The organism is Amedibacterium intestinale (assembly GCF_010537335.1).
Lineage (GTDB): Bacteria > Bacillota_I > Bacilli_A > Erysipelotrichales > Erysipelotrichaceae > Amedibacterium > Amedibacterium intestinale.
This window is the reverse complement of record NZ_AP019711.1, coordinates 914911-935256: the sequence shown is the minus strand read 5'-3', so window position 1 is coordinate 935256 and position 20346 is coordinate 914911. Positions and strand designations below refer to the sequence as shown.

Annotated in this window: 26 protein-coding genes and 1 other RNA gene; 23 read left to right on the top strand and 4 right to left on the bottom strand. The window is 33.8% G+C overall.

Annotated elements, in window-relative coordinates; all coding sequences use genetic code 11:
- Positions 1 to 216 precede the first annotated feature (216 nt).
- A complete protein-coding gene (locus A9CBEGH2_RS04860) occupies positions 217 to 1764 on the bottom strand; it encodes a nitrite/sulfite reductase (protein WP_118361887.1) in 1548 nt (515 codons plus the stop codon).
- 143 nt (positions 1765 to 1907) lie between these two features.
- Here A9CBEGH2_RS04860 and A9CBEGH2_RS04855 point away from each other — a divergent pair, with 143 nt between their 5' ends.
- The 11 genes from A9CBEGH2_RS04855 to sigK all read left to right on the top strand — a co-directional run bounded on the left by A9CBEGH2_RS04855 (position 1908) and on the right by sigK (position 8540).
- Entirely contained in the window at positions 1908 to 3080 is a 1173-nt protein-coding gene (locus A9CBEGH2_RS04855) for a D-alanyl-D-alanine carboxypeptidase family protein (protein ID WP_232057314.1), read from the top strand.
- Between the two features lie 67 nt (positions 3081 to 3147).
- Complete coding sequence (locus tag A9CBEGH2_RS04850; protein ID WP_157964932.1) at positions 3148 to 3297, top strand: hypothetical protein; 150 nt, start codon at positions 3148 to 3150, stop codon at positions 3295 to 3297.
- An 88-nt stretch (positions 3298 to 3385) separates the two neighbouring features.
- Entirely contained in the window at positions 3386 to 3703 is a 318-nt protein-coding gene (locus A9CBEGH2_RS04845; protein ID WP_115715052.1) for an anti-sigma factor antagonist, read from the top strand.
- Positions 3700 to 4140, top strand: a complete 441-nt coding sequence (gene spoIIAB, locus A9CBEGH2_RS04840; RefSeq protein ID WP_115715051.1) for an anti-sigma F factor — start codon at positions 3700 to 3702, stop codon at positions 4138 to 4140. The genes A9CBEGH2_RS04845 and spoIIAB overlap by 4 nt, the downstream gene beginning before the upstream one ends.
- Complete coding sequence (locus tag A9CBEGH2_RS04835; protein ID WP_115715050.1) at positions 4118 to 4843, top strand: SigB/SigF/SigG family RNA polymerase sigma factor; 726 nt, start codon at positions 4118 to 4120, stop codon at positions 4841 to 4843. Before spoIIAB ends, A9CBEGH2_RS04835 begins: the two co-directional genes overlap by 23 nt.
- An 88-nt stretch (positions 4844 to 4931) precedes the next feature.
- Entirely contained in the window at positions 4932 to 5576 is a 645-nt protein-coding gene (locus tag A9CBEGH2_RS04830) for a DJ-1/PfpI family protein (protein WP_118361885.1), read from the top strand.
- Between the two features lie 162 nt (positions 5577 to 5738).
- On the top strand, positions 5739 to 5963 hold the full coding sequence (locus A9CBEGH2_RS04825; RefSeq protein WP_115715048.1) for an ArsR family transcriptional regulator: 225 nt from the start codon (positions 5739 to 5741) through the stop codon (positions 5961 to 5963).
- Between the two features lie 3 nt (positions 5964 to 5966).
- On the top strand, positions 5967 to 6227 hold the full coding sequence (locus A9CBEGH2_RS04820; RefSeq protein WP_118276874.1) for a DUF1648 domain-containing protein: 261 nt from the start codon (positions 5967 to 5969) through the stop codon (positions 6225 to 6227).
- Positions 6218 to 6631 (top strand): SdpI family protein, encoded by a 414-nt coding sequence (locus tag A9CBEGH2_RS04815; protein ID WP_118276875.1) that lies wholly within the window; start codon positions 6218 to 6220, stop codon positions 6629 to 6631. Before A9CBEGH2_RS04820 ends, A9CBEGH2_RS04815 begins: the two co-directional genes overlap by 10 nt.
- A gap of 85 nt (positions 6632 to 6716) precedes the next feature.
- Positions 6717 to 7775 (top strand): hypothetical protein, encoded by a 1059-nt coding sequence (locus A9CBEGH2_RS04810; RefSeq protein WP_115715046.1) that lies wholly within the window; start codon positions 6717 to 6719, stop codon positions 7773 to 7775.
- 66 nt (positions 7776 to 7841) lie between these two features.
- Complete coding sequence (sigK, locus tag A9CBEGH2_RS04805; RefSeq protein WP_115715045.1) at positions 7842 to 8540, top strand: RNA polymerase sporulation sigma factor SigK; 699 nt, start codon at positions 7842 to 7844, stop codon at positions 8538 to 8540.
- Positions 8541 to 8588: 48 nt separating this feature from the next.
- Here the strand turns inward: sigK and A9CBEGH2_RS04800 are convergent, their stop codons facing one another.
- Complete coding sequence (locus tag A9CBEGH2_RS04800; protein WP_118361881.1) at positions 8589 to 9623, bottom strand: M42 family metallopeptidase; 1035 nt, start codon at positions 9621 to 9623, stop codon at positions 8589 to 8591.
- Between the two features lie 164 nt (positions 9624 to 9787).
- On the opposite strand from A9CBEGH2_RS04800, the gene A9CBEGH2_RS04795 reads away from it, so the two are divergent.
- The 10 genes from A9CBEGH2_RS04795 (at position 9788) to nth (ending at position 16165) form a co-directional block, all read left to right on the top strand.
- Positions 9788 to 10321 carry a YqeG family HAD IIIA-type phosphatase gene (locus A9CBEGH2_RS04795; RefSeq protein WP_118276878.1) on the top strand — a complete coding sequence of 178 codons (534 nt, stop codon included), beginning with the start codon at positions 9788 to 9790 and terminating at the stop codon, positions 10319 to 10321.
- On the top strand, positions 10314 to 11393 hold the full coding sequence (gene yqeH / locus A9CBEGH2_RS04790; RefSeq protein WP_115715042.1) for a ribosome biogenesis GTPase YqeH: 1080 nt from the start codon (positions 10314 to 10316) through the stop codon (positions 11391 to 11393). The genes A9CBEGH2_RS04795 and yqeH overlap by 8 nt, the downstream gene beginning before the upstream one ends.
- Before the next feature lies 1 nt (position 11394).
- Positions 11395 to 11679, top strand: a complete 285-nt coding sequence (locus A9CBEGH2_RS04785; protein ID WP_115715041.1) for a YhbY family RNA-binding protein — start codon at positions 11395 to 11397, stop codon at positions 11677 to 11679.
- 1 nt (position 11680) lies between these two features.
- Entirely contained in the window at positions 11681 to 12706 is a 1026-nt protein-coding gene (nadD, locus tag A9CBEGH2_RS04780; RefSeq protein WP_118361879.1) for a nicotinate (nicotinamide) nucleotide adenylyltransferase, read from the top strand.
- A gap of 12 nt (positions 12707 to 12718) precedes the next feature.
- On the top strand, positions 12719 to 13057 hold the full coding sequence (gene rsfS / locus A9CBEGH2_RS04775) for a ribosome silencing factor (RefSeq protein WP_115715039.1): 339 nt from the start codon (positions 12719 to 12721) through the stop codon (positions 13055 to 13057).
- Positions 13054 to 13764, top strand: a complete 711-nt coding sequence (locus A9CBEGH2_RS04770; protein ID WP_115715038.1) for a class I SAM-dependent DNA methyltransferase — start codon at positions 13054 to 13056, stop codon at positions 13762 to 13764. The genes rsfS and A9CBEGH2_RS04770 overlap by 4 nt, the downstream gene beginning before the upstream one ends.
- A complete protein-coding gene (locus A9CBEGH2_RS04765; protein WP_118361877.1) occupies positions 13761 to 14438 on the top strand; it encodes a 5'-methylthioadenosine/adenosylhomocysteine nucleosidase in 678 nt (225 codons plus the stop codon). Before A9CBEGH2_RS04770 ends, A9CBEGH2_RS04765 begins: the two co-directional genes overlap by 4 nt.
- Positions 14439 to 14522: 84 nt before the next feature.
- Positions 14523 to 14987: a hypothetical protein gene (locus tag A9CBEGH2_RS04760; protein WP_115715036.1), complete on the top strand. Its 465-nt coding sequence runs from the start codon at positions 14523 to 14525 to the stop codon at positions 14985 to 14987.
- The gene (locus A9CBEGH2_RS04755; protein ID WP_115715035.1) at positions 14988 to 15521 is read left to right on the top strand and encodes a DnaD domain-containing protein; all 534 of its coding nucleotides are present in this window, start codon (positions 14988 to 14990) and stop codon (positions 15519 to 15521) included.
- The gene (nth, locus tag A9CBEGH2_RS04750; RefSeq protein ID WP_115716062.1) at positions 15521 to 16165 is read left to right on the top strand and encodes an endonuclease III; all 645 of its coding nucleotides are present in this window, start codon (positions 15521 to 15523) and stop codon (positions 16163 to 16165) included. Before A9CBEGH2_RS04755 ends, nth begins: the two co-directional genes overlap by 1 nt.
- Before the next feature lie 93 nt (positions 16166 to 16258).
- On the opposite strand, the gene A9CBEGH2_RS04745 is transcribed toward nth, so the two are convergent.
- Together A9CBEGH2_RS04745 and recU are read right to left on the bottom strand one after the other, a co-directional pair.
- Positions 16259 to 18859: a transglycosylase domain-containing protein gene (locus A9CBEGH2_RS04745; protein WP_158572218.1), complete on the bottom strand. Its 2601-nt coding sequence runs from the start codon at positions 18857 to 18859 to the stop codon at positions 16259 to 16261.
- A complete protein-coding gene (gene recU, locus A9CBEGH2_RS04740) occupies positions 18843 to 19442 on the bottom strand; it encodes a Holliday junction resolvase RecU (RefSeq protein WP_115715033.1) in 600 nt (199 codons plus the stop codon). Before recU ends, A9CBEGH2_RS04745 begins: the two co-directional genes overlap by 17 nt.
- Before the next feature lie 177 nt (positions 19443 to 19619).
- Between recU and A9CBEGH2_RS04735 the strand changes: the two genes are divergently transcribed.
- Positions 19620 to 19931: a DivIVA domain-containing protein gene (locus A9CBEGH2_RS04735; RefSeq protein ID WP_115715032.1), complete on the top strand. Its 312-nt coding sequence runs from the start codon at positions 19620 to 19622 to the stop codon at positions 19929 to 19931.
- Between the two features lie 5 nt (positions 19932 to 19936).
- An RNA gene (gene rnpB, locus A9CBEGH2_RS04730) (RNase P RNA component class B) lies at positions 19937 to 20282 on the top strand.
- Positions 20283 to 20346: the final 64 nt, after the last annotated feature.

Genomic DNA, 20346 nt, shown 5'->3' with positions numbered 1-20346 from the left:
TCAATAGAGCTAATAGTTGAAGTTGTAGAGTAAACAAATTCCAGAAAGGGGCCTATGTACTATAACTTTTTTTGTGCTCATTTTTCCTTTCAATAATAGTATAACAAAAATAGCCCCAAAAAGCTTTGCAGCTTTTTGAAGCCGAATTGACTCATTACACCAAGTAAACTAGGAGAATCACCTATATCCTAACTATTTTTGTATATTCCTTTTTATTTAACGTAAAGGTTTTATATATGTATTTAAGATTGTATCAAATTCTTCTTTACATTCGTCTTTCCATGTTGTGTAAGTCATTTGTTTTTCACTTACTTTTGATGCGATTTCATCAAAGAACAAACATACATCATCTTCTAGAAGTACGCCAATGATATCACCAAAACGTTCATTGTTTTGTTTATCATTTCCATACAGACTTACCTGATAAGCAGGAAGAGGTTTTTTATCAATCACTTTTATCGTTCCCTGCAAACCAATTTCTCCAATCTGGTTTGTTCCACAAGAACTTGTACACCCAGAAACAAAGATTTTAGGAAGCACGTTATCTGCATAATTTTTATCACGAAGATAATAAATTAATGTTTTCAGCATGCCATTAGAATCACGAAGACCTACCTGGCAGGTAGAAGCTCCAATGCAGGAAACACTGCATTCAAATTGAGTGCGTGCACCATCTTCTGTGACTGCTAATACTTTCTGTGCCTCACTTGCGGTTAAGTTGATGATATAACAGCTTTGCTGAGGTGTGATACGTATTTCTACATCTTCCATATCTTTCATAACTGTATAAAGTTCTTTTAATTTCGCAGGTGTGATCATACCGCAAATTGGATGATAGAAGACAGCGTATAAACCATCTTGTTTTTGTTTAAAAATACGTTTTCCTTCTATAATACCATCTCCTGTTTTTGTAAGAACTGGCTCTTCTATATACAAGTCATGACTTTGACCCTGTTTTGCAAGTTCAACTTTCTTTTTAAACTCTTCAACGAATTGTTCACTGCCTAAGGTTTCCTGCATATAACGAGTTCTTGCTTTCGCACGATTTTCATAATTTCCAAATTCCATAAACATGAGAACCATAGTAGATACATAATATAAGATATCTTTACAAGGAACATGATTTCCGACTTTCACACCCATTTTAGGATTATTTCCAAGTCCTCCGGCACAATATACATCAAAGGTGTGATCTTCATTCGCCACAAACCCTAAATCTCTGAATGTAGCATGTGTTTCATTCTCTGCAGAATTTGAAAAAGCAACTTTTAATTTTCTAGGAAGGGTATATTTGTTAATAATACTTAATAAATACTCTCCTGTTTTTTCTGCATAAGGGCGTACATCAAACGCTTCTTTTGGATCTACACCACTTAAAGGAGAACACATTACATTTCGAGGAAAATCTCCCCCTCCTCCACGACATACAATATCATGGTCTAAAGCTTCTTTCATAATAGATGGAATTTCACTTCCTGTTAAATCATGCAGCTGTATGGTTTGACAAGTTGTAAAATGTGATTTTGATACCTGATGTTCTTCACAAACATCACAAATAAATTTTAATCGATCTTTTGTGATGACTCCCTGATTCATACGAAGACGAAGCATAAAACTCTGTGCTCCACGCTGCGCATAGCTACCAAATCCTCCACTATATCCTTTAAACTCCTTCACACTTAATTCTTTTTGTAAAAAACGATTTGTCTGTACTTGAAACTCTTCAATTTCTTCAAGTAATTCTTGTTTTAGATTTTTGTCCATATAAGGCATTCCTCCTTTGGCCTTTTATATTGTATCATACTTTTTTATGTATCCTCTAACAGAGTTGCTGGATGAACATAGAATCGGTATATTTTTTTTAATTTGGCATACGATGTAGCGATAAAGAAGAGAGGAAAAGAAGAATGATACAGAAGATGATAAAGATTTGTATGTCTTTTTTGCTGTTAATCGGTTTTAGTATGGAAATAAAAGGAGAAGAGAATCCAAAACAAGGGGTACCAGATTTGGCTAAGCATGCACAATCTGCTTACTTAATGGAATATACAAGCGGCAAGGTTTTATATGCGAAAAATGAAAATGAGAAATTATATCCGGCAAGTATGACAAAAATGATGGGATTATTACTTATTTTTGAAGATATTAACAGCGGGAAATTAAAATGGGATGATCAAGTTGTTACAAGTAGTTTTGCTGCTGGCATGGGGGGAAGTCAGGTATATTTAGAAGAAAATGAAACACTAAGTGTAAAAGATATGGTAAAAAGCATATGCATTGCTTCTGCAAATGATGCAATGAGCGCAATGGGTGAACATATTGGAGGTACAAATGAGCATTTTGTTGAAATGATGAATAAGAAAGCAAAAGAACTTGGTATGAAGAATACACAGTTTACAAATGTTACAGGACTGCATGATCCAAAACACTATAGTTGTGCAAAAGATATGGCTGTTTTAGGACAAGCATTAATTAAAGAAGGGGGACAGCAGTTACTCGATATTACTTCTACTTATGATGCTTATATTCGTGAAAATAGTGAAAAGCCATTTTGGTTAGTAAATACAAATAAGCTATTGAAAAGTTATCCCGGTGTTGACGGCTTAAAATCAGGTTATACAAGTGAAGCAAAATCATGTATAACGATAACTGCAAAGAAAAATGGATTGCGTTTAATTGCTGTTGTTATGAAAGAGCCAGATAGTAAAGTCAGAAATGCAGAAATACAAACAATGCTTGATTATGGTTTTTTACAATATGAACAAAAAGTCCTGTATAAAAAAGGAAGTCGCATTCAACAAATCAAGGTTGAAAATGGAAAGCCAGATTCTATGTATTTAGTTACAAAAGAAGATGTCATATCGGTATATGAAAAAGGAAAACCAACGAAAGTAAAAGAAAAAAAGATTGTATTAAATAAAAAGAATGCACCTTATAAAAAAGGAGAAGAAGTAGGAATTATGCATATCCTAATGAATGATGGCTATCAAATGGATGTAAAACTTTATGCAGATAAAAATATAGAAGCACTCGATTATATAGATATTTTTATGAGAGGATTTCATGAAATATTTGCCTAGTAAAAACTGGAAGTATAAAAATAGGTGGATGCAGACACGATAACTATGAAAGAAAGGAATGGTTTGTATGGGCATTATTTGGATAAGCTTGTTATTTCTTGTTGGATTTTTAACACTGTTTTTATTTGCATCCTGCAAGGTTTCTTCTAGAGCTGATGAGGAAGCTAACTATTTAGAAGAATATGGGGAAGATTTATACAAAGAGGACGATTTATAAAAAAAATTATGTCGAAGAAAGAGATGCTTTGTCGTATATCCACATGGCATCTTTTTTTTGTGCTACTATATCGCTGGAGGGATGAAGCATGAAACATCAATATAAAGATGGAACCCTATATTTTTATTTTTATGGGGATCTAGATAATCTTACGGTTTGTAATCTAAAACAGATATGTATTGATCTTATAGAAGAATATAAGCCAAAAATCGTAAAATTGGACTTTGAAGAAGTTACCTTTGTAGATAGTACAGGGATAGGATTTGTCCTGGCTCGCTTTAAACAATTACAAAAAATGAACAGCAAACTGATTTTATGCAATCTATCGGCAGAAAACAGTCGAGTATTTCAGATGTCAGGTATTTTTCAGATTATGCAGCATGAAAGAAATGAGGTAAAACTATGAACAATGAGATGAGTGTAGAATTTGTCAGCCGTTTGGAAAACGAAGCCTTTCTTAGAACAAGTGCTGTAGCTTTTTTACTTCCATTGAATTTGCACATGGATGAAATTATGGAAATCAAGACATTGCTGGCAGAAGCTGTTGTAAATGCTATGATACATGGTTATGAAGGAAGAGAAGATGGAAGAATTCGAGTATCCATTGCCTATGATGAATCGGATATTCATATGATTATTGAAGATGAGGGATGTGGAATTGATGACATACAGCTTGCGATGCAGCCTTTATATACAAGCAAGCAGCATTTAGAAAGAAGTGGTATGGGAATGACCATCATGCAGACATTTGCAGATGATTTTCATGTAATAAGTGAAAAGGGAAAGGGAACTACGGTAACGATTGTGAAACATCTTCATCATGGAACAGAAGCTAACCAATGATGAATTAATCAAACGAAGCAAAGCAGGGGATGAAGAAGCAAAAAGTTTATTTGTAAAACAAAACACACCGCTGGTATATTCCATAATCAAACGATTTTCTTACCAAAGAAATATGCAGGATGATTTGTTTCAAATTGGCTGTGTAGGTCTTATGAAAGCTTTGAATAATTTTGATACTTCTTATCAGGTACAGTTTTCTACTTATGCAGTACCGATTATCATGGGAGAAATTAAGCGATACTTTCGAGATGATGGAAGCATGCGAATATCACGTTCTCTAAAAGAAGGCTATCTTCAAATGATGAAGGCTAAAGAACAGCTTGTACAAAAACTTTTAAGAGAGCCAACATATAAGGAGATTGCAGATGCATTGGAAAAAGATGTAGAAGAAGTAATACTTGCCTTTGAAGCAAATCAATATTTATATTCATTAGATGAAACGATATATGAAAATGATGGTTCTCCTATTCTACTGGAAGATCGTATCTCAACAAACAAGCAGGAAGATGTTGTTATGAAACTGGCTTTAAAAAGTGAAATCACACAGCTTAGTGAACGAGAAAAACTACTGCTGCATTATCGCTATGATTTAGGAATGAAACAAGAATATATTGCAGAGAAACTGCATGTATCACAGGTGCAGGTATCAAGAATGGAGAAAAAGGTGTTAGAGAAATTAAAAAAACGTCTTGTTGAAGGTTAGCAAGGCGTTTTTCGTCTTCATCTATTTCTTAGATAAAATGAAAAGCGTATAATGATGGTAAAGAAGGAAGTTAAAGGAGGGATGGATAGTGAAAAAAAGAATAGCTTTGCTGGTATATCCAAATTTCAGTTTACAAGAGGTTAGTAATTTAATGTGGCTTTTTCGCTGGTACTATGACACGATGAGTGAGGTAGTGTATACAGAAAAAGAGGCAGTTATGAGTGAAGAAGGAATTTTTGTTTATCCGCAAAAGACATGTGAAGAATTTCAAGTAGAAGATTACGACTGTTTGATTTTGCCAGGATGCAGTGATACTCGTCAGGCAATTCAAAATAAGAAGTTAAAATCCTTTTTAGAACGTTTTTCTGGTATTAAGGACTTTATCATTGGGGCAATTTGTTCAGGTCCAATGTTTTTAGCACAAGCTGGTTTATTAAAAGAAAAGAAGTATACAGATTCTTTATTTGTTGAAATGCGAGATCAATTTTCTTTTATTGAAGAAGATAATTTTGAGGCAGCCCCAGTAGTAGAAGCTGGAAATATCATTACTGCACAGGGAAGTGCTTTTAATGATTTTGCAGTTCATGTAGCAAGAAAACTAGGTTATGAATGTCCAGATAAAATCTTATCTGGATATATGGATAACTGGAAAAAAGAGGATTATATTCACCATCTTTCAAAAGAAGAACTACAGGAATTTCAAGAAGAATTTCAGGAATTCTTAAGTAAGTAAAAGAAGTATATATTGCTTTTTATATGGGGTTTTATGCATGAATCAAAATCAATGAATATAAAACTTCTAAATATTGACGTAATTTTTAAAGTAGTAAGAAAATTTGAAAAAGATAGGAGGCTACAAACTTGTCTGTTCAAAATGTATTAACAGCTATTGTTGATGAAAATAGAAGAAATCTTGTTGTTGTTGAAGGAGGGAAAAATAAGTTCTGGTGAATTAGCTTTAAAGCTTCAAATGACACCGCAGGCATTATCTTATCATTTAACGAAATTAAAAAAGGCGGAACTGATTTATGAAACACGTTATAAAAATTTTATTTATTATGAATTGAATTTGTCGATACTTGATGAAGTTCTTATATGGATTGATAAAATAAGGAGATAGTTTATGAAAGTGAAAAAAATCATATATGCTGTACTTATAGTATTGCCTGTTGTCTTTACCTTGTTTCTTTTGCCGTCTATGCCAGAACAAGTACCTATACATTATGGAGCAGATTACTTAGCTGATCGCTGGGGAAGTAAATATGAAGTTTTAGTATCTCCACTTATTTGTACAGTGGCTGGTTTAATTTTATATGCAGGAACAAAATATGCATCAAAACAGGAAAAAATGGACATAATAATGAGCAAATTGAATTGTTGTTAACGATTTTTACAGTATTGATCTTGCAAAGTCAAACCTATTATTTTTTATATACAGCCTATTTTCTAATAGAGGATTTGTCAATTCTTCCTCTAAACCCTATACAGCTTGTCTTTGGACTTATCGCGATTATGTTTGTTATAATGGGAAATGTAATGCCAAAGCTTCGTAAAAACTCTGTGTTAGGTTTACGTACGAAATGGAGCATGTTAAATGAGGAAACATGGAAAAAAAGTCAGCGATTTGGAGGTATCACATGTATGTTTGCGGGTGTTGTTCTATTCATTATTTGCATAAGTGTAGATAGTTTTATGAGTATTGTATATTCTTTGCTTGTTTTACTAAGTCTTCTTCTTGTTGATGTATATTACACCTATAAAATTGCGAAACCTTATCAGAAAAAATAATAATGAATGTAGACTTTTTGTATTGTAACAGACAAGGATATGTTATAATAATCCAGTTGAAAAACATGTAAAGGAGAAATGTTTTATGAACCTGAAACATCGAGTACAAAATTTCTGGAAATATTTTGAAACGATAAGAGAAGATTTAGAAACTGCATTAAAACAGCAGGATAGCCATGAATATGGACATATCTTAGAAGATTTGAATAGTCAGCTGAAAAGAATTAGTGGATGTAAGATGGAAGTAGAAATGAGTGAAACTGGCTTTTTTGAAATGACATTTGCTTGTGGCGGAAACAAGAATGCACAGTTTGCATCTGCTTTATTGAAAAAGAATGCGCCCTCTGTATTAAAAGAAGACTGGATCATTAATGATGTACGTCCTCCGTTAAGTGAGAGAGCGTTATATACTGTTTTAAGAATTAAAGACAAAGAAGTACGCGGAAGTGATTTTAAAGTTTATTATACAATCAATGATGCCATGCATATGCTGGATATAAAAGTTTATTGTGAAGCATTAGATGGGGTGGATCAAAGCTATAAGGAACAGGTTGTCGCATACATGCTGGAATTGTTTATCGGAGAGTTAGAATTTGAAGCTCGTATTAGCAGTATTGAAATTTTAGATGCACCTAGTGATGAAGAAAATGTATGTCTGCTTCCAAATTTCTATGAAGATATTTGTGATATCATAGTTGATAAAGACTGGATGGAATACCATGATCCATTATCTATATACACGGCTTATAAGTTAGATGAAAAGCCTGTTAGTGAAACCTTGCGTAAAGATATGAAACTGATTGTCACAACAAATCCACAGCTGCAGGAAGAATTATTAAATAAAGAAAGTGATACCTGCAGTGCTTTTAAAGAATTAGGTGGAGAGTATGGTTATTTGTATTTTGAAAAGCTATATGAGGATGAAAAAGAGGCATTGGTACGTCAGCAGCTGGAAAAAGAAATCAACGATTTGTTATATGATATATCTATCGCAAGAACGATGGGTGGTGCTGTAGGTGTATATTATTCTTATATTGATGTTGCAGTCTTTGATATTGACGGATTTAAGATTGCATTAGAAAAAATAAATGAGAAGATGTCGTTTAAGATTTATTATCGATCTTTTCTTCAAGATATGATGTAGCAGGAAATATCCTGCTTTTTTCATATTTTAACTTTTTTCGACATATATATACAACAGGTGATAAAAATGCTGAGTGCAGTTTTTGAAGTTCTCCAACATGCACTATGTTATGTAGGATATGTACGAAATAATTCTTTCGCAAAACCTTTATCAAAAGAAGAAGAGACGGATTGTATAGAACGTTTGTCAAAACATGATGAGCAGGCTAGGGAAAAACTAATTGAACATAATCTTAGACTGGTCGCACATATTGTAAAAAAATATGATATAAAGAAAGAACAAAGCGAAGATTTGATAAGTATTGGAACCATTGGCTTGATTAAGGCAATTGATTCTTTTAAGCCTGAAAAGGGACATAAACTTACAACCTATGCATCACGCTGTATTGAAAATGAAATTTTAATGTACCTTAGAAGTTCTAAAAATTATTTTCAAAATGTATCCTTAAATGATCCGATTGCGACAGATAAAGATGGAAGTGAAATAACGCTTCTAGATGCTATTGCGGCTCCTGTGCAGCGAAGTGTTGTTGATTCGATCGTACTTGAAGATAGGGTTATAAAGTTGAAGAAATATCTTCATGTATTAGATCCTAGAGAGTTAGAAATCATCACACGAAGATTTGGATTATTTAAACAGGAGGAACAAACACAAAGAGAGATTGCGAAAGAAATGCATATTTCAAGATCATATGTATCTCGAATAGAAAAACGTGCTTTTATGAAAATTTATCGTGAATTTCAAAAAGAAGAGAAAAATGTATAAGAAAAGCATCTATTCTGTTTATAAAGAACAAAATAGATGCTTTTTTACTTATCTGCTCATAAGATAAGTATATAAAAGTTTTGCGGTTTCCATAATACTGTTGATATGACAGCGTTCCATTCCATGAGAACTTAAGCATCCCATACCGAAAGCTGCCGCATAAAGATTATTTCCAGCTCGAATAGCAGCACTGGCATCACTGCCATAATGATAAAATACATCTACACAATAATCGATGTTTTCCTGTTTTGCCAAAGCAATGATTTTATTAGTTAATCCTCTGTCATATGGTGTATAGTTATCTTTTGCGCAAATGGATACTTTGTATTCACTTCCATTGTAATCAGGCCCAATCAAACCAATATCCAAGGCAACATATTCACTGACTTCCTCTGGTACATAAGCTCCACCATGTCCTATTTCTTCATAAATAGGAAAGGCAAACAGTGTACGGTATGCAGGTTTTTTATTTTCTTTCTGTAAACTTTCTAATACCGCAAATACAGCAGCTGCTGCAGCCTTATCATCAATAAAACGTGACTTTATAAAACCGGTTTCTGTATAGTGATAGTCTGGGTCAATGGAAATAATATCGCCATGTTCGATACCAAGATTTTTTACATCCTGTTTACTGCTTACATGCTCATCTAATATAACTACCATATTTGTTTCATCACGAAGAACTTTTCTTGCTTCATCAAAAACATGAACAGAGTGATAGCGGCATAGAATCATACCTGTATAGGTTTTGTTTTCTCTTGTATGAACTTTGCAAAAACATCCTTCTAAATTGTTGTAATTGATACCTCCCAAGTTTCGTAAAGCAAGGGTACCATCTTCATTGATGTGTCGAATCATCAAACCTAGCGTATCAAGATGAGCTCCTATACAAATCGTTTTGGAATTATCTTCTCCATCCACTGTAATATAGGCAGTTCGTTTTCGATCATACGTGATTGAGTAGCCATAAGCATCCGCAAGCTTTTCCAGTTTTGGATGAATTTCATCGTAATAACTTACAGGACTAGGTGTATTGATAAGTTCTCTTGTAATTTTTTCGATTGTTTCTTTACAGATTTTCATTTTTTAAAAACCTCCATTTCTATTACGTTTATTTTATCAAAATATGTATTCATTTTGAATAATTTCTTATGGACAAAGTATAAGTTTTCCAGTAAAATAAATCGAAGTGAAACAGGAAATATGCTATAATGAAAATAATGAGAAATACGATAGGAGATGGATACATGTTAAAACTTTTTACCCCTAATTATTACATACGAAAATATACATCATTAAGACCTGAGTTCTTAAAGGAAAAAGGAATTAAGCTGCTTGTATGCGATATTGATAATACACTTGTTCCCCATGATGTAGCTTTACCGGATGAAGAGGCAAAAAGCTTTTTGAAAAAAATGCAGGAGGCAGGAATTCGTGTCGTTTTTATTTCAAATAATGTAGAAGAACGTGTAAAAACATTTGTAGATGGGTGCGAATTGGAAAATCCTGTTTCCTATCCTTTCGCATGTAAACCTTTGCCATTTTCCTATCGCAAAATGTTAAAAGAAATGGCAGTTTCTCGAAATGAAGTTGCTGTTATAGGTGATCAGCTGATGACAGATATGCTGGGGGCAAATATCATGCGTTTATTTACGATTTTAACTGCCCCAATTGTACAAAGAGATTTGTCATTTACGAAGTTTAATCGAATATTTGAAAGAATGGTATTTTTTCTTTTAGAAAAAAGCGGAAAGCTGAAAAGAGGAGAGTTTGATGAGTAAAATATGTAAAGGATGCGGTGTAGTTTTACAAAATGAAAATAAGCAGGCAATTGGATATACACCAAAAATGGAAGCAGATTATTGTCAAAGATGTTTTCGTATTCGTCATTATGATGATGTCGTTATTTCCATGAAGCAGGGAATTGACTCTGATGAAATGCTGGCACGTATCGCAAAATTGGATGCCCTTATCGTATGGGTCGTTGACTTGTTTGATTTTGAGGCGAATATGATCAAAGGGTTAAATCGTCATTTGATGGGAAAAGATATTTTAATGGTTGCGACAAAACGAGATTTGCTGCCAGATACTTTATCTGATGAGAAACTTGCAGATTTTTTATTGCGCCGATTAAAAGAATTATCGATTGTTGTTCAGGGAATTGTTATTAGCGGTGATTTGGTAAAACATCCAAGTAGGGAGCAGAATAACTCTATAGAAGAGATTGAAGAAGCAATTGCTATTTATCGCAAAGGAAGAAATGTAGCGGTTATGGGAATGGCAAATGCAGGAAAAAGTACATTATTAAATGCTCTTCTTGGAAATCAGAATTTAACAACTTCCCGTCATCCTGGAACTACATTAGATATCAATGAAATACAAATGAAAGATTATATTTTATACGATACTCCAGGTCTTACAAGAATGGATTCATTTTTAACTCATATTGATGATGAATTATTAAAAACCGTTGTTCCATCTCGTAAATTAAAACCAAGAGGATATCAGTTATATGAAGATCAAAGCATTTCGCTAGGAGGACTTGTTCGTCTGGATTTGATAGGCGGAAAAAAAGTAAGCTGTGTTGCTTATTTTTCTGAAAGACTTCCTTTGCATAGAGGAAAACAGGAAAAAGCAGATCGTTTATGGGAAACCCATTTGAATGAACTGCTGTCTCCTTCTATGGATCATGATTTTCATGATATGGAAGTATATACAACTAAGGGTGCACAACATAAAATTGATGTTGTTATCCATGGTCTGGGGTGGTTTTGTATTAGTGGAGATGTGAAAGAAATAAAAGTGTATGTGAATAAAAATGTAAATGTAACATTTAGAAAGGCGATGATTTAATATGCTTACAAATAAAGAAAAGAGTTATTTAAGAGGATTGGCACAGACAAAACGTGCTTTATTTCAGATTGGTAAAGATGGAATCACTCCAAATATGATACGAACTGTTTCAGATTCTTTAGAAGCACATGAACTGGTAAAAATAGCTTTGCTTAAAACTTGTGCAGATGATGTAAGACAGGCAGCTCTTGATATGAGTGGGGCTACATCTAGTGAAATCGTTCAAATCATAGGACGTACATTTGTGTTATATAGAAGAAGCAAGAAAAATAAATTGGAGCTGTAGTATGCATATTGCGATATTAGGGGGAAGTTTTAACCCTGTTCATAATGGACACTTGCAAATAGCAAAAACAGCTTTAAAAAAACTTCCTGTTCAAGAAGTTTGGTTTATGCCAAGTAAAGATACTCCTCTAAAAGAAACAGCATTGGCTTCTTTTGAAGATCGATGTGAACTATTAGAGGCAGCGATAAAACCTTATAAACATATGAAAATATGTAAATTAGAAGGAAAACTAGAGGGTATTTCTTATACGATTCATACAGTAGAGGAATTAAAGAAACGCTATCCTCAGCATTCTTTCTGCTGGCTGATTGGAGATGATCAGGCTAGACAATTTGATGCCTGGAAAGAGTCAAAACGTTTGAAGAAAGAAGTCGAATTTTATGTATTTTCCAGAGAAGGGTCTTCGATATTGCCAGAAGGAATGAAAAGAGTTTCCATGGATTTAATACCTGTATCTTCTACAGAAATTCGTCAAGGAAAAAAATTATATGAAGTACCTGTTTCTGTACGTTTAAAAATAGCAGAGAAAGGTTTATATTTTGAAGAAACCATAAGGCAGTATATGAATGAAAAACGTTATAGACATAGTCTATCTGTTGCACAGTTATGCGTTGCATTGGCAAGTGCTCATAATTTGAATACGGAAAAAGCATGGAAAATGGGCATTTTACATGATATATGCAAACAAATGCCATATGAGATTTCAAAAATATGGATGAGACATCATATGCCTTTTCACATGAATGAAGCACCTGCTATTTGGCATGGGTATATTGGCGCGGATTTTGTAAAAAGACAATTGGATGTTAGGGATAAAGATGTTATATCTGCAATTTATCATCATGTGCTGGGTGATGGAAAATCTTCGTATGATAAGATTTTGTTTATTGCAGATAAACTAGATCCTTCACGTGGATATGATTCCAGTGAACAAATTGAATTATGTAAGATGAACTTAGATTTGGGATTTAAACGTGTAAAAAAAGAACAACAAGAATATTTAAGAAAAGAAGGAACGTTACAATAAGGAGTTGAAGAGATGAAGAGTCTTTTAGAAGTTGTACAGAAAGCAATTGATGAAAAGAAAGGAAAATACCCATTGTTATACACATTTTCTTCTTTAAATCCTGCTATTGATTATGTCGTTATTTGCAGTGCAGACAGCTTGCGTCAGGTGTATGCGATAGCGGATAATGTTTGCGATAGAGTAAAAGAAAATGGTTATCAGGTTCGCTCTATGGAAGGAGATCGTGATTCTTCCTGGGTTTTGGTAGACTTAGGGGATATAATTGTCCATGTATTTCAAACAGAAGAAAGAAATCACTTTCAGCTGGAAAAATTATATGCTGATCTTCCAAAGGTGGACTTTTGCTTATGATGTATGAAAAACTGGCAGAGTTTTATGATGCTTTAGTAAAAGATGAAGAAGCAACAAAAGCATGGGTAGATTTAATTGAAAGTTATCTTCCAAAAGGAAAAATCATGGAACTGGCTTGTGGCAGCGGAGAAATCACGATTGCACTTGCAAAGGATGGCTATGAAGTCCATGCAAGTGATTTAAGTGCAGATATGATTACGCAGGCAAAAGCAAAAGAAAATAGTGAACTGGTAGAATGGAACGTTATGGATATGTGTCATTTTACTGGTGAAGATATGTATGATGGAATCTTATGCTTGTGTGACAGTTTTAACTATCTTTTAAAAGAAGAAGATGTTGAAAACATGTTACAGGGTGTATATGCCCATTTAAAAGATGAAGGTGTTTTTATTGTAGATATGCATTCGATGGATCGACTAGAAGAGTTTCAAGAGGAATATAATGAGGCAGGTCGCATCAATGGACATGAATACCAGTGGACAATACAAACGATTGAAGATTGTATATATCAGAATTTTGCCTTCTATGATGAAGATGGACGAAGTGTTTTAGAACAGCATATTCAAAAAGTTTATGAGCCAGCATGGGTAATGAATAAACTTAAAGAAACAGGTTTTAAGGTAGAAGTATTAACAGATTTTGTATATCCTGGAATTTGTGAAGGAGAAAAACAGTTCTATATTTGTAGAAAGGAAGTGAAAGCATGATTGGGATTATTGCCGCAATGGATAGTGAAGTAGAGGCTATTGAAACTTTATTGGAACATAAAGAATTGAAGCATATTTCTGGAATTAAGATGATACAGGGAACGATAAAGAATAAGCGTGTAATGGTATTAAAAAGTGGAGTAGGTAAGGGAAATGCTGTTATGGCTACAACGATTCTTTTAGAGAACTTTCGCATAGAAAAAGTGATTAATATCGGCACGGCAGGCGGATTAAAAAAGGAACAGTCTATTTTAGACGCCGTTGTTAGTACACGAGTTGTTCAACATGATTTTGATACTAGTCCCATTGATGGAGAAGAAGGTATTGGTTTATATTTTGATGCGGATAAAGAATTATGTGAACTTTGTGAAAAGACACTGAAGGAAATGGATGTTTGTGTGCATTGTGGACTTGTAGCCAGCGGAGATCAGTTCATTGCAGGTGAAAATCAGCTTACAGTTTTAGAAAAGCGTTTCCCGGATGCTGTTTGTGCAGAAATGGAAGCTGGAGCAATTGCACAGGTATGTTCACATTATCATGTACCATTCGTTGTTCTTCGTTCTTTGTCGGATATTGCACATAAAGAAAATTCACATATGGATTTTACAACCTATGTAAAACATGCTGCAAATCGAAGTGCAGAGTTTTGTAAAAAGTTTATTGAACAATTGTAAAAAGCGTTTCATACGCTTTTTTTGTGCATTTATCTAAAAAATCATGTATAATAACAACAGTGAAAAAAGCATAGGGGGTATTCAATGAAAGAGCATATAAATGTGAAGTCAATAGGAATTACTTTAGGATTACTTCTTTTAACATGCTTTATTTTCTATCTAGGTGTTGCTGTTTTTATCAGTGGACCTAAATTTAAATATGAAGCTGATATTTTAGAACAAGAAAAAATGATACAGAAAGAATTTAAAGATATTAAAAATCTTCATCGACACATTTTTCAGTATACAACGTATGTTGGAAAAGAGGAGAATCGCTGGATTTGGTTTAATGAAAAAGGAGTTGCGATTACCTCTAGAGAAGATGATACTGTTCGCTTTGATGAGGCAAAAAGAAGCGTTGAAGATAAATATAATACCAGGGTAAATGATGTGCAGCTTGGATATGGATATAATAATCCGGTATATGTTGTGTATTGTGAGTTAGGAGAAGTTTTATTAGATTACGAAACTTTAGAAGAAGTATATATTATTAGAACTGGAGGAAAATAGATGGAATGGTGGAAGGAAAGACATGTCAATAAAAGAGACTATATCTTAGATCATTTAAATGAATTTAATATGAGTGCAGATGAAACCTTGATGGTTTTATTGATTGATTTTATGAATCAAAATCATATTTCTGTGACACATGAATTATTGAGTACTAAAATGCAGAAGTCCATGGATGAAATTGATGAATTATTTACAAAATTAAATAGTAAGGGTTATGTTTCGATTGATGTGAAAGATGGACGGGTTATGTTTCAAATAGATGGTCTATTTGAAGAAAATAAGAATACTGGAAATCTTTTTAATGAATCTTTGTTTGAACATTTTGAAAATGAATTTGCAAGACCTTTATCACAAATAGAAGTACAGCGTTTAAGCGACTGGATGAAAGAATATGATCAAAAACTGATTCGTTATGCTTTACGCGAAGCATTGACATATGAGAAAAAGAGTTTTGACTATATAGAACGTATTTTGCAAATTTGGAAAGAAAAAGGGTTAACGGCAGAAATGTATGAAGAGGGCAGAAGATGATAACAACAGATGAAATTTTAGATCAGCTGGAAATTATGTTTCCTGATGCACATTGTGAATTAATCCATAAAAATCCTTTTGAACTTTTAGTTGCGGTTGTTTTATCAGCTCAAACAACAGATAATGCAGTAAATAAAGTTACTCCTGCATTATTTGAAAGTTTTCCTGACCCAAAAACAATGGCTAATGCAGATATTAAAGATATAGAAGACAAAATTAAACGTATTGGTTTATATAGAAACAAAGCACGCTCTATTCAAAATCTAAGCAAATCTTTATTAACATCCTTTGATGGAAATGTACCACAGTCAATGAAAGATTTGACATCATTAGCTGGAGTTGGAAGAAAAACAGCTAACGTTGTACGCAGTGTTTGTTTTGATATTCCATCTATTGCGGTTGATACACATGTAGAACGTATTTCTAAGCGTTTGGGATTAGCTAAAGTATATGATAGTGTGGAAGTTGTTGAACAGAAATTAAAAAGAAAAATAAAGCGAGAGCGCTGGAATAAAGCACATCATTTATTTATCTTTTTTGGTAGATATTTTTGTACGGCACGAAATCCCCAATGTAATAATTGTCCATTTCAAAATATCTGTAAAAAAGAAAAACTTGAAAAATATAAAAATCAAAATAAATAATGTATTTATTTCGTGGAGCTGGATAATCTATTTATCCGGCTTTTTTTGTATAGAAAAAGCGAGATTGAAATATCTCGCTAGAGGATAGAATATTTAATTAGATGGAGTAGGTGGCACTGTTACATTATTGCCATTTTCTGTTGTGCTGCCTGGCGGAGTATTAACAGGACTATTTTTGCATATAGTAATCATACTGTTAATATTTGCGACAGCAGCATCAATTTCCTGCTGCGTAACTCCTTCTTTTGCGGCTATTGTGCTGGCATCATTTACAGCTTTCATCAGATTTGCCACTGCATTTGCATCATATTTACTTGTATCCAGATATAGTTGAGCTTCTTTAATAGCATTATTTAAAGAAGATACATCAACTACAACTTCTTTTTCTTTTAATTCTTTAGAGGCCTTATCCAGCTTGGAAATTAATTCTTTTAACTCTTCATCCGTTAAGTCTTTGTTATCAAGAGCTTTTTTTGCTTCTTCTAAGACACTGCTAAATGCTTTCCATGTTTCCTCGCTATATTTAGAAGCATCATATTTTAGATAATTATCAATAACTTTTTCAAGCTCTTTGTGATAATCCTTCATATTGTTTTCTGTTTCTGGATTGTTTTTTGCTGCATCTTTTAAGTATTCTGTTTTTATTAATCCGCCACCATAAGAGCTAAGCCCATCTGGACGCTGAATCTTATATGCTCCATTGCTTAACATATCTAAAATCATACGATTAATTCGTCCAGGTACATTCATATTTTGGATATCTGTTGATAAATAGCTATAGCCATCCACTCTTCCATCAAATCCATTCCAGGAAGCTACGGTGTACTGACTGGTATAATTTACCATCCAGCTATCTTTAGCTTTCCCACCGATATATTGTGCAACAGAATCATCCCAATCGGAAGTACCTGTTTTTCCGTAAACAGGATAGCCTGCTCCAGCAAATACGCCTCCCATATAGTTATAAGAATTATATTTGCCATTAACAGCTTTATATAATAAATCGTTTACCATGTAGGAAGCCTGAGGACTTAATACCTGTGTTTGTTTTGGATTGTTTTCAATAACTTTGCTGCCATCTGAAAATTCAACTTTTGTTACTAAATGAGGCTGAATATAAGTTCCGCCATTAGCGAATGCAGAATATGCCGCTGCCATTTCTAATGGTGTTGCTTCCATGTTATTGGCACCAATTGCATATTGATAATCATATTTTTCAGCTACTTCATCTTTGAATCCTAAAGATTTCAAATAATCAATAATAGAATTTGCTCCCATTGTATCTTCAACGGTTAACATGGTTTCTACGGCAGGAACGTTTAAAGACTGTGCTATTGCACGTTCCAAAGATACCTTTCCATGATATTTCATATCATAATTGACGATCACGTGTCCATTGACATCAAACTTTCTATCATTCATGACACGAGATGTAGCCCACCCACAGTTCTCAAAAGATAATGCATATTCTAGGATTGGTTTCATCGTTGAACCAGGAGCATGCGTATCTACCATAGAACGGGAACGATAGCTTGCCATAGATTCATTAAAGCCATCATTGATTGCAACTACTTCTCCGGTCTGGTTGTTCATGACAACAGATGCGATTTGATAATATGGATTATTTGGCATTGCAATGCCACTTTCTTTATCCGCAATTTTATTCATTTGATCTTGTACATCACGATCTAATGCTGTGTATATTTTCATTGATGTAGTTGCTGGATCGACACCCGTTAGCTTTCTTGCCTCTTCTGCAGCCTGCGTAATGTAATACTGATAAGAAGAAGTTTCAGTCTCGCTAGGCTCACCATTTACCTGAAAAGCAAGCTTTGTTGATTTTGCCAGGTTGTACTCATTTTCTGTGATATATCCATGCATTAACATCATGGAAAGTGTTTCATTTCTTCGCTGTGTTGCAGCTTTATAATAATTTGTTTGATATTCTTTTGAATATCCTTTGTATGGATTATAAAGTGCAGGAGCATTCACTACACCAGCTAAGAATGCTGATTCACTTAAGTTCAACTGCTCTACATCTTTCCCAAAATAATATTCTGCAGCTTTTTGGATTCCTCTTGTATTCATAGAAGAACCAAAGTTGATTTTGTTTAAATAAGCAACAAGAATATCTTCTTTGCTTTCCAGATGATCTAAACGCATACTTAAATAAATTTCCTGAATTTTATGCTCGATCTTTTCAAGCGGGCTGTATCTGATTCCTGCTTGTTCATCTTTTTCTTCCTGCGGCTTTATCAAGAAATTATCGATAGTCTGCATGGTTAATGTAGAACCACCTTGTGCCAAGCTTCCTGTACGTAAATTTGAAAAAGCACTGGAAATAAAACGTGGAAGATCAAAACCATTGTGTGTAAAGAAACGAGAGTCCTCAATTGCTAAAAATGCATCAATGGTTACTTGAGGGAGCTGATCGTATGTAATCAGTTCTCTGGATTCTGCACCAAGTTCCCCAATTTTTTTACCATCTGCTGAATAAACTTCAGTAGGGCTGGAGTTTACGATTTTTTCAACCAATTCTTCATCTGTCAGCTGTACTTTAGCAACGATCTTGCTTAAGATAAAAAAGCCACTCACACTGCCTACTAAAATTAAACAAAGAAATACGACGATAATGGAATTTATGATTTTACGCGGATTTCTTTTTGATTTATTGGTTTTAGGATTCTTTGCCATAATTAATCTCCTCCTTGAAGAATAAATCATCCACATTGTCCAGATAACATAGGCGAGGGGTTAAACTCTCGCGTATTAAAGAACCTAGTTCTTGCAGCTCTTTGTAAGATATTGACTGTTTTTTTCCATTTTCATATAAATCAATCAATATTCTGGCATCAATTAGATATGTTTCGCTGTAACGCGAAAAGCGAATGATAAAAAAACCAATGCCTCCATGATATAACACCTTTTTTAAGTGCTGAATCTGGTGTGGATGAATACTTTTGAACGGGAATGAAGTTAAGGAACGTGTTTCTTTTGCCTCAAAATCTACTGCCCGTCCACGATAGATACCGTTGTAATCGGTCGTACTAGGAGTTTTGTAGTATGCCTCTGTGATTTTTGCCGAGTTACGTGCAGGGTAATCTACCTTGACCACCTGTATAGGGGTGGGCTTTTTATGAATCAAAGCACGATCACAATCTGCATAATATGCATTGCTGTCATTCAAATCTTTTTCCAATGACATTCCTCTTCGAGTGTAGTTATCAGAAACAGAATGCGTTGTGCTTATCTTCTTTTTGTTTGGATATCCTATCACAATCTATCACCTGTCTAATTATATAACAAAATAATTTTCAAGTCTATAAAACCATATCATATTCAATTTTCTTTCGAAAGTTGTAAGAATTCAGAAAGAAAGAGAGAAAATTCATCAAAAAAAACTTGAAAAATACTCTATTTTTTGAGAAACTATAAAGCGGAAGGTGAGTCATATATGGATAAACGATTCAAATTGACAGTTGAAGATGTATTAAACAAACAGTTTAACATCGATTTTAAGGGGTACTCCTCTATTGAGGTAGATGAATTTCTTGATTTAGTTATTAGTGATTATCAGGAATATGATCAAATGATAAAAGAACTTGGTGACCATCTTCAGGAATATGAACGTCAGATTGCATCTTTGAAAAATCGTATTGCAGAGTTTGAAAGCAAGGCAAATACAGTAGATAAAGAAGCAGTCATTGATAACGTGGATATTTTAAAACGATTGACACGTTTAGAAAATGAAGTGTTCAAAAAATAAAGGATTTGCTGCGGCAGTCGCTGGCAAATATTGCTAGAGGAAAGTCCATGCTCGCACATTCTGTGATGAATGTAGTGTTTGTGCTGGATGAAATGATAAATCCAGGCAGTGCAAACTGACGGCTGATGGAAATCTAAGGTGAAAACTATGATGGAAATCTTTAAAAGTGCCACAGAGACGAGCTTTATGAGAAATCATAAAGGTGGAACGGGTAAACCCCGCAAGCGAGAAACCCAAATTTGGTAGGGGAATCTGTCTGAGGTGAAACGAAACCATCAGATGGAACATAGATTATCTATGTAGATAAATGGCTGCCACTTCTATTTGAAGTACAGAACATGGCTTATGCAGTGAAATCAGAAAAAGTAGAGTTGTATCTCTGCTTTTTTTATAGAAAGGTTTTTTCTCGGTGGTT

Bases quoted from the DNA above. Each gene is read 5' to 3' on its own strand.
- A9CBEGH2_RS04860 (WP_118361887.1), bottom strand. From the start codon at position 1,764: ATGGACAAAAATCTAAAACAAGAATTACTTGAAGAAATTGAAGAGTTT.
- A9CBEGH2_RS04855 (WP_232057314.1), top strand. From the start codon at position 1,908: ATGATACAGAAGATGATAAAGATTTGTATGTCTTTTTTGCTGTTAATC.
- A9CBEGH2_RS04850 (WP_157964932.1), top strand. From the start codon at position 3,148: ATGGGCATTATTTGGATAAGCTTGTTATTTCTTGTTGGATTTTTAACA.
- A9CBEGH2_RS04845 (WP_115715052.1), top strand. From the start codon at position 3,386: ATGAAACATCAATATAAAGATGGAACCCTATATTTTTATTTTTATGGG.
- spoIIAB (WP_115715051.1), top strand. From the start codon at position 3,700: ATGAACAATGAGATGAGTGTAGAATTTGTCAGCCGTTTGGAAAACGAA.
- A9CBEGH2_RS04835 (WP_115715050.1), top strand. From the start codon at position 4,118: ATGGAACAGAAGCTAACCAATGATGAATTAATCAAACGAAGCAAAGCA.
- A9CBEGH2_RS04825 (WP_115715048.1), top strand. From the start codon at position 5,739: ATGAAAATAGAAGAAATCTTGTTGTTGTTGAAGGAGGGAAAAATAAGT.
- A9CBEGH2_RS04820 (WP_118276874.1), top strand. From the start codon at position 5,967: ATGAAAGTGAAAAAAATCATATATGCTGTACTTATAGTATTGCCTGTT.
- A9CBEGH2_RS04810 (WP_115715046.1), top strand. From the start codon at position 6,717: ATGAACCTGAAACATCGAGTACAAAATTTCTGGAAATATTTTGAAACG.
- sigK (WP_115715045.1), top strand. From the start codon at position 7,842: ATGCTGAGTGCAGTTTTTGAAGTTCTCCAACATGCACTATGTTATGTA.
- A9CBEGH2_RS04800 (WP_118361881.1), bottom strand. From the start codon at position 9,623: ATGAAAATCTGTAAAGAAACAATCGAAAAAATTACAAGAGAACTTATC.
- A9CBEGH2_RS04795 (WP_118276878.1), top strand. From the start codon at position 9,788: ATGTTAAAACTTTTTACCCCTAATTATTACATACGAAAATATACATCA.
- yqeH (WP_115715042.1), top strand. From the start codon at position 10,314: ATGAGTAAAATATGTAAAGGATGCGGTGTAGTTTTACAAAATGAAAAT.
- A9CBEGH2_RS04785 (WP_115715041.1), top strand. From the start codon at position 11,395: ATGCTTACAAATAAAGAAAAGAGTTATTTAAGAGGATTGGCACAGACA.
- nadD (WP_118361879.1), top strand. From the start codon at position 11,681: ATGCATATTGCGATATTAGGGGGAAGTTTTAACCCTGTTCATAATGGA.
- rsfS (WP_115715039.1), top strand. From the start codon at position 12,719: ATGAAGAGTCTTTTAGAAGTTGTACAGAAAGCAATTGATGAAAAGAAA.
- A9CBEGH2_RS04770 (WP_115715038.1), top strand. From the start codon at position 13,054: ATGATGTATGAAAAACTGGCAGAGTTTTATGATGCTTTAGTAAAAGAT.
- A9CBEGH2_RS04765 (WP_118361877.1), top strand. From the start codon at position 13,761: ATGATTGGGATTATTGCCGCAATGGATAGTGAAGTAGAGGCTATTGAA.
- A9CBEGH2_RS04760 (WP_115715036.1), top strand. From the start codon at position 14,523: ATGAAAGAGCATATAAATGTGAAGTCAATAGGAATTACTTTAGGATTA.
- A9CBEGH2_RS04755 (WP_115715035.1), top strand. From the start codon at position 14,988: ATGGAATGGTGGAAGGAAAGACATGTCAATAAAAGAGACTATATCTTA.
- A9CBEGH2_RS04745 (WP_158572218.1), bottom strand. From the start codon at position 18,859: ATGGCAAAGAATCCTAAAACCAATAAATCAAAAAGAAATCCGCGTAAA.
- A9CBEGH2_RS04735 (WP_115715032.1), top strand. From the start codon at position 19,620: ATGGATAAACGATTCAAATTGACAGTTGAAGATGTATTAAACAAACAG.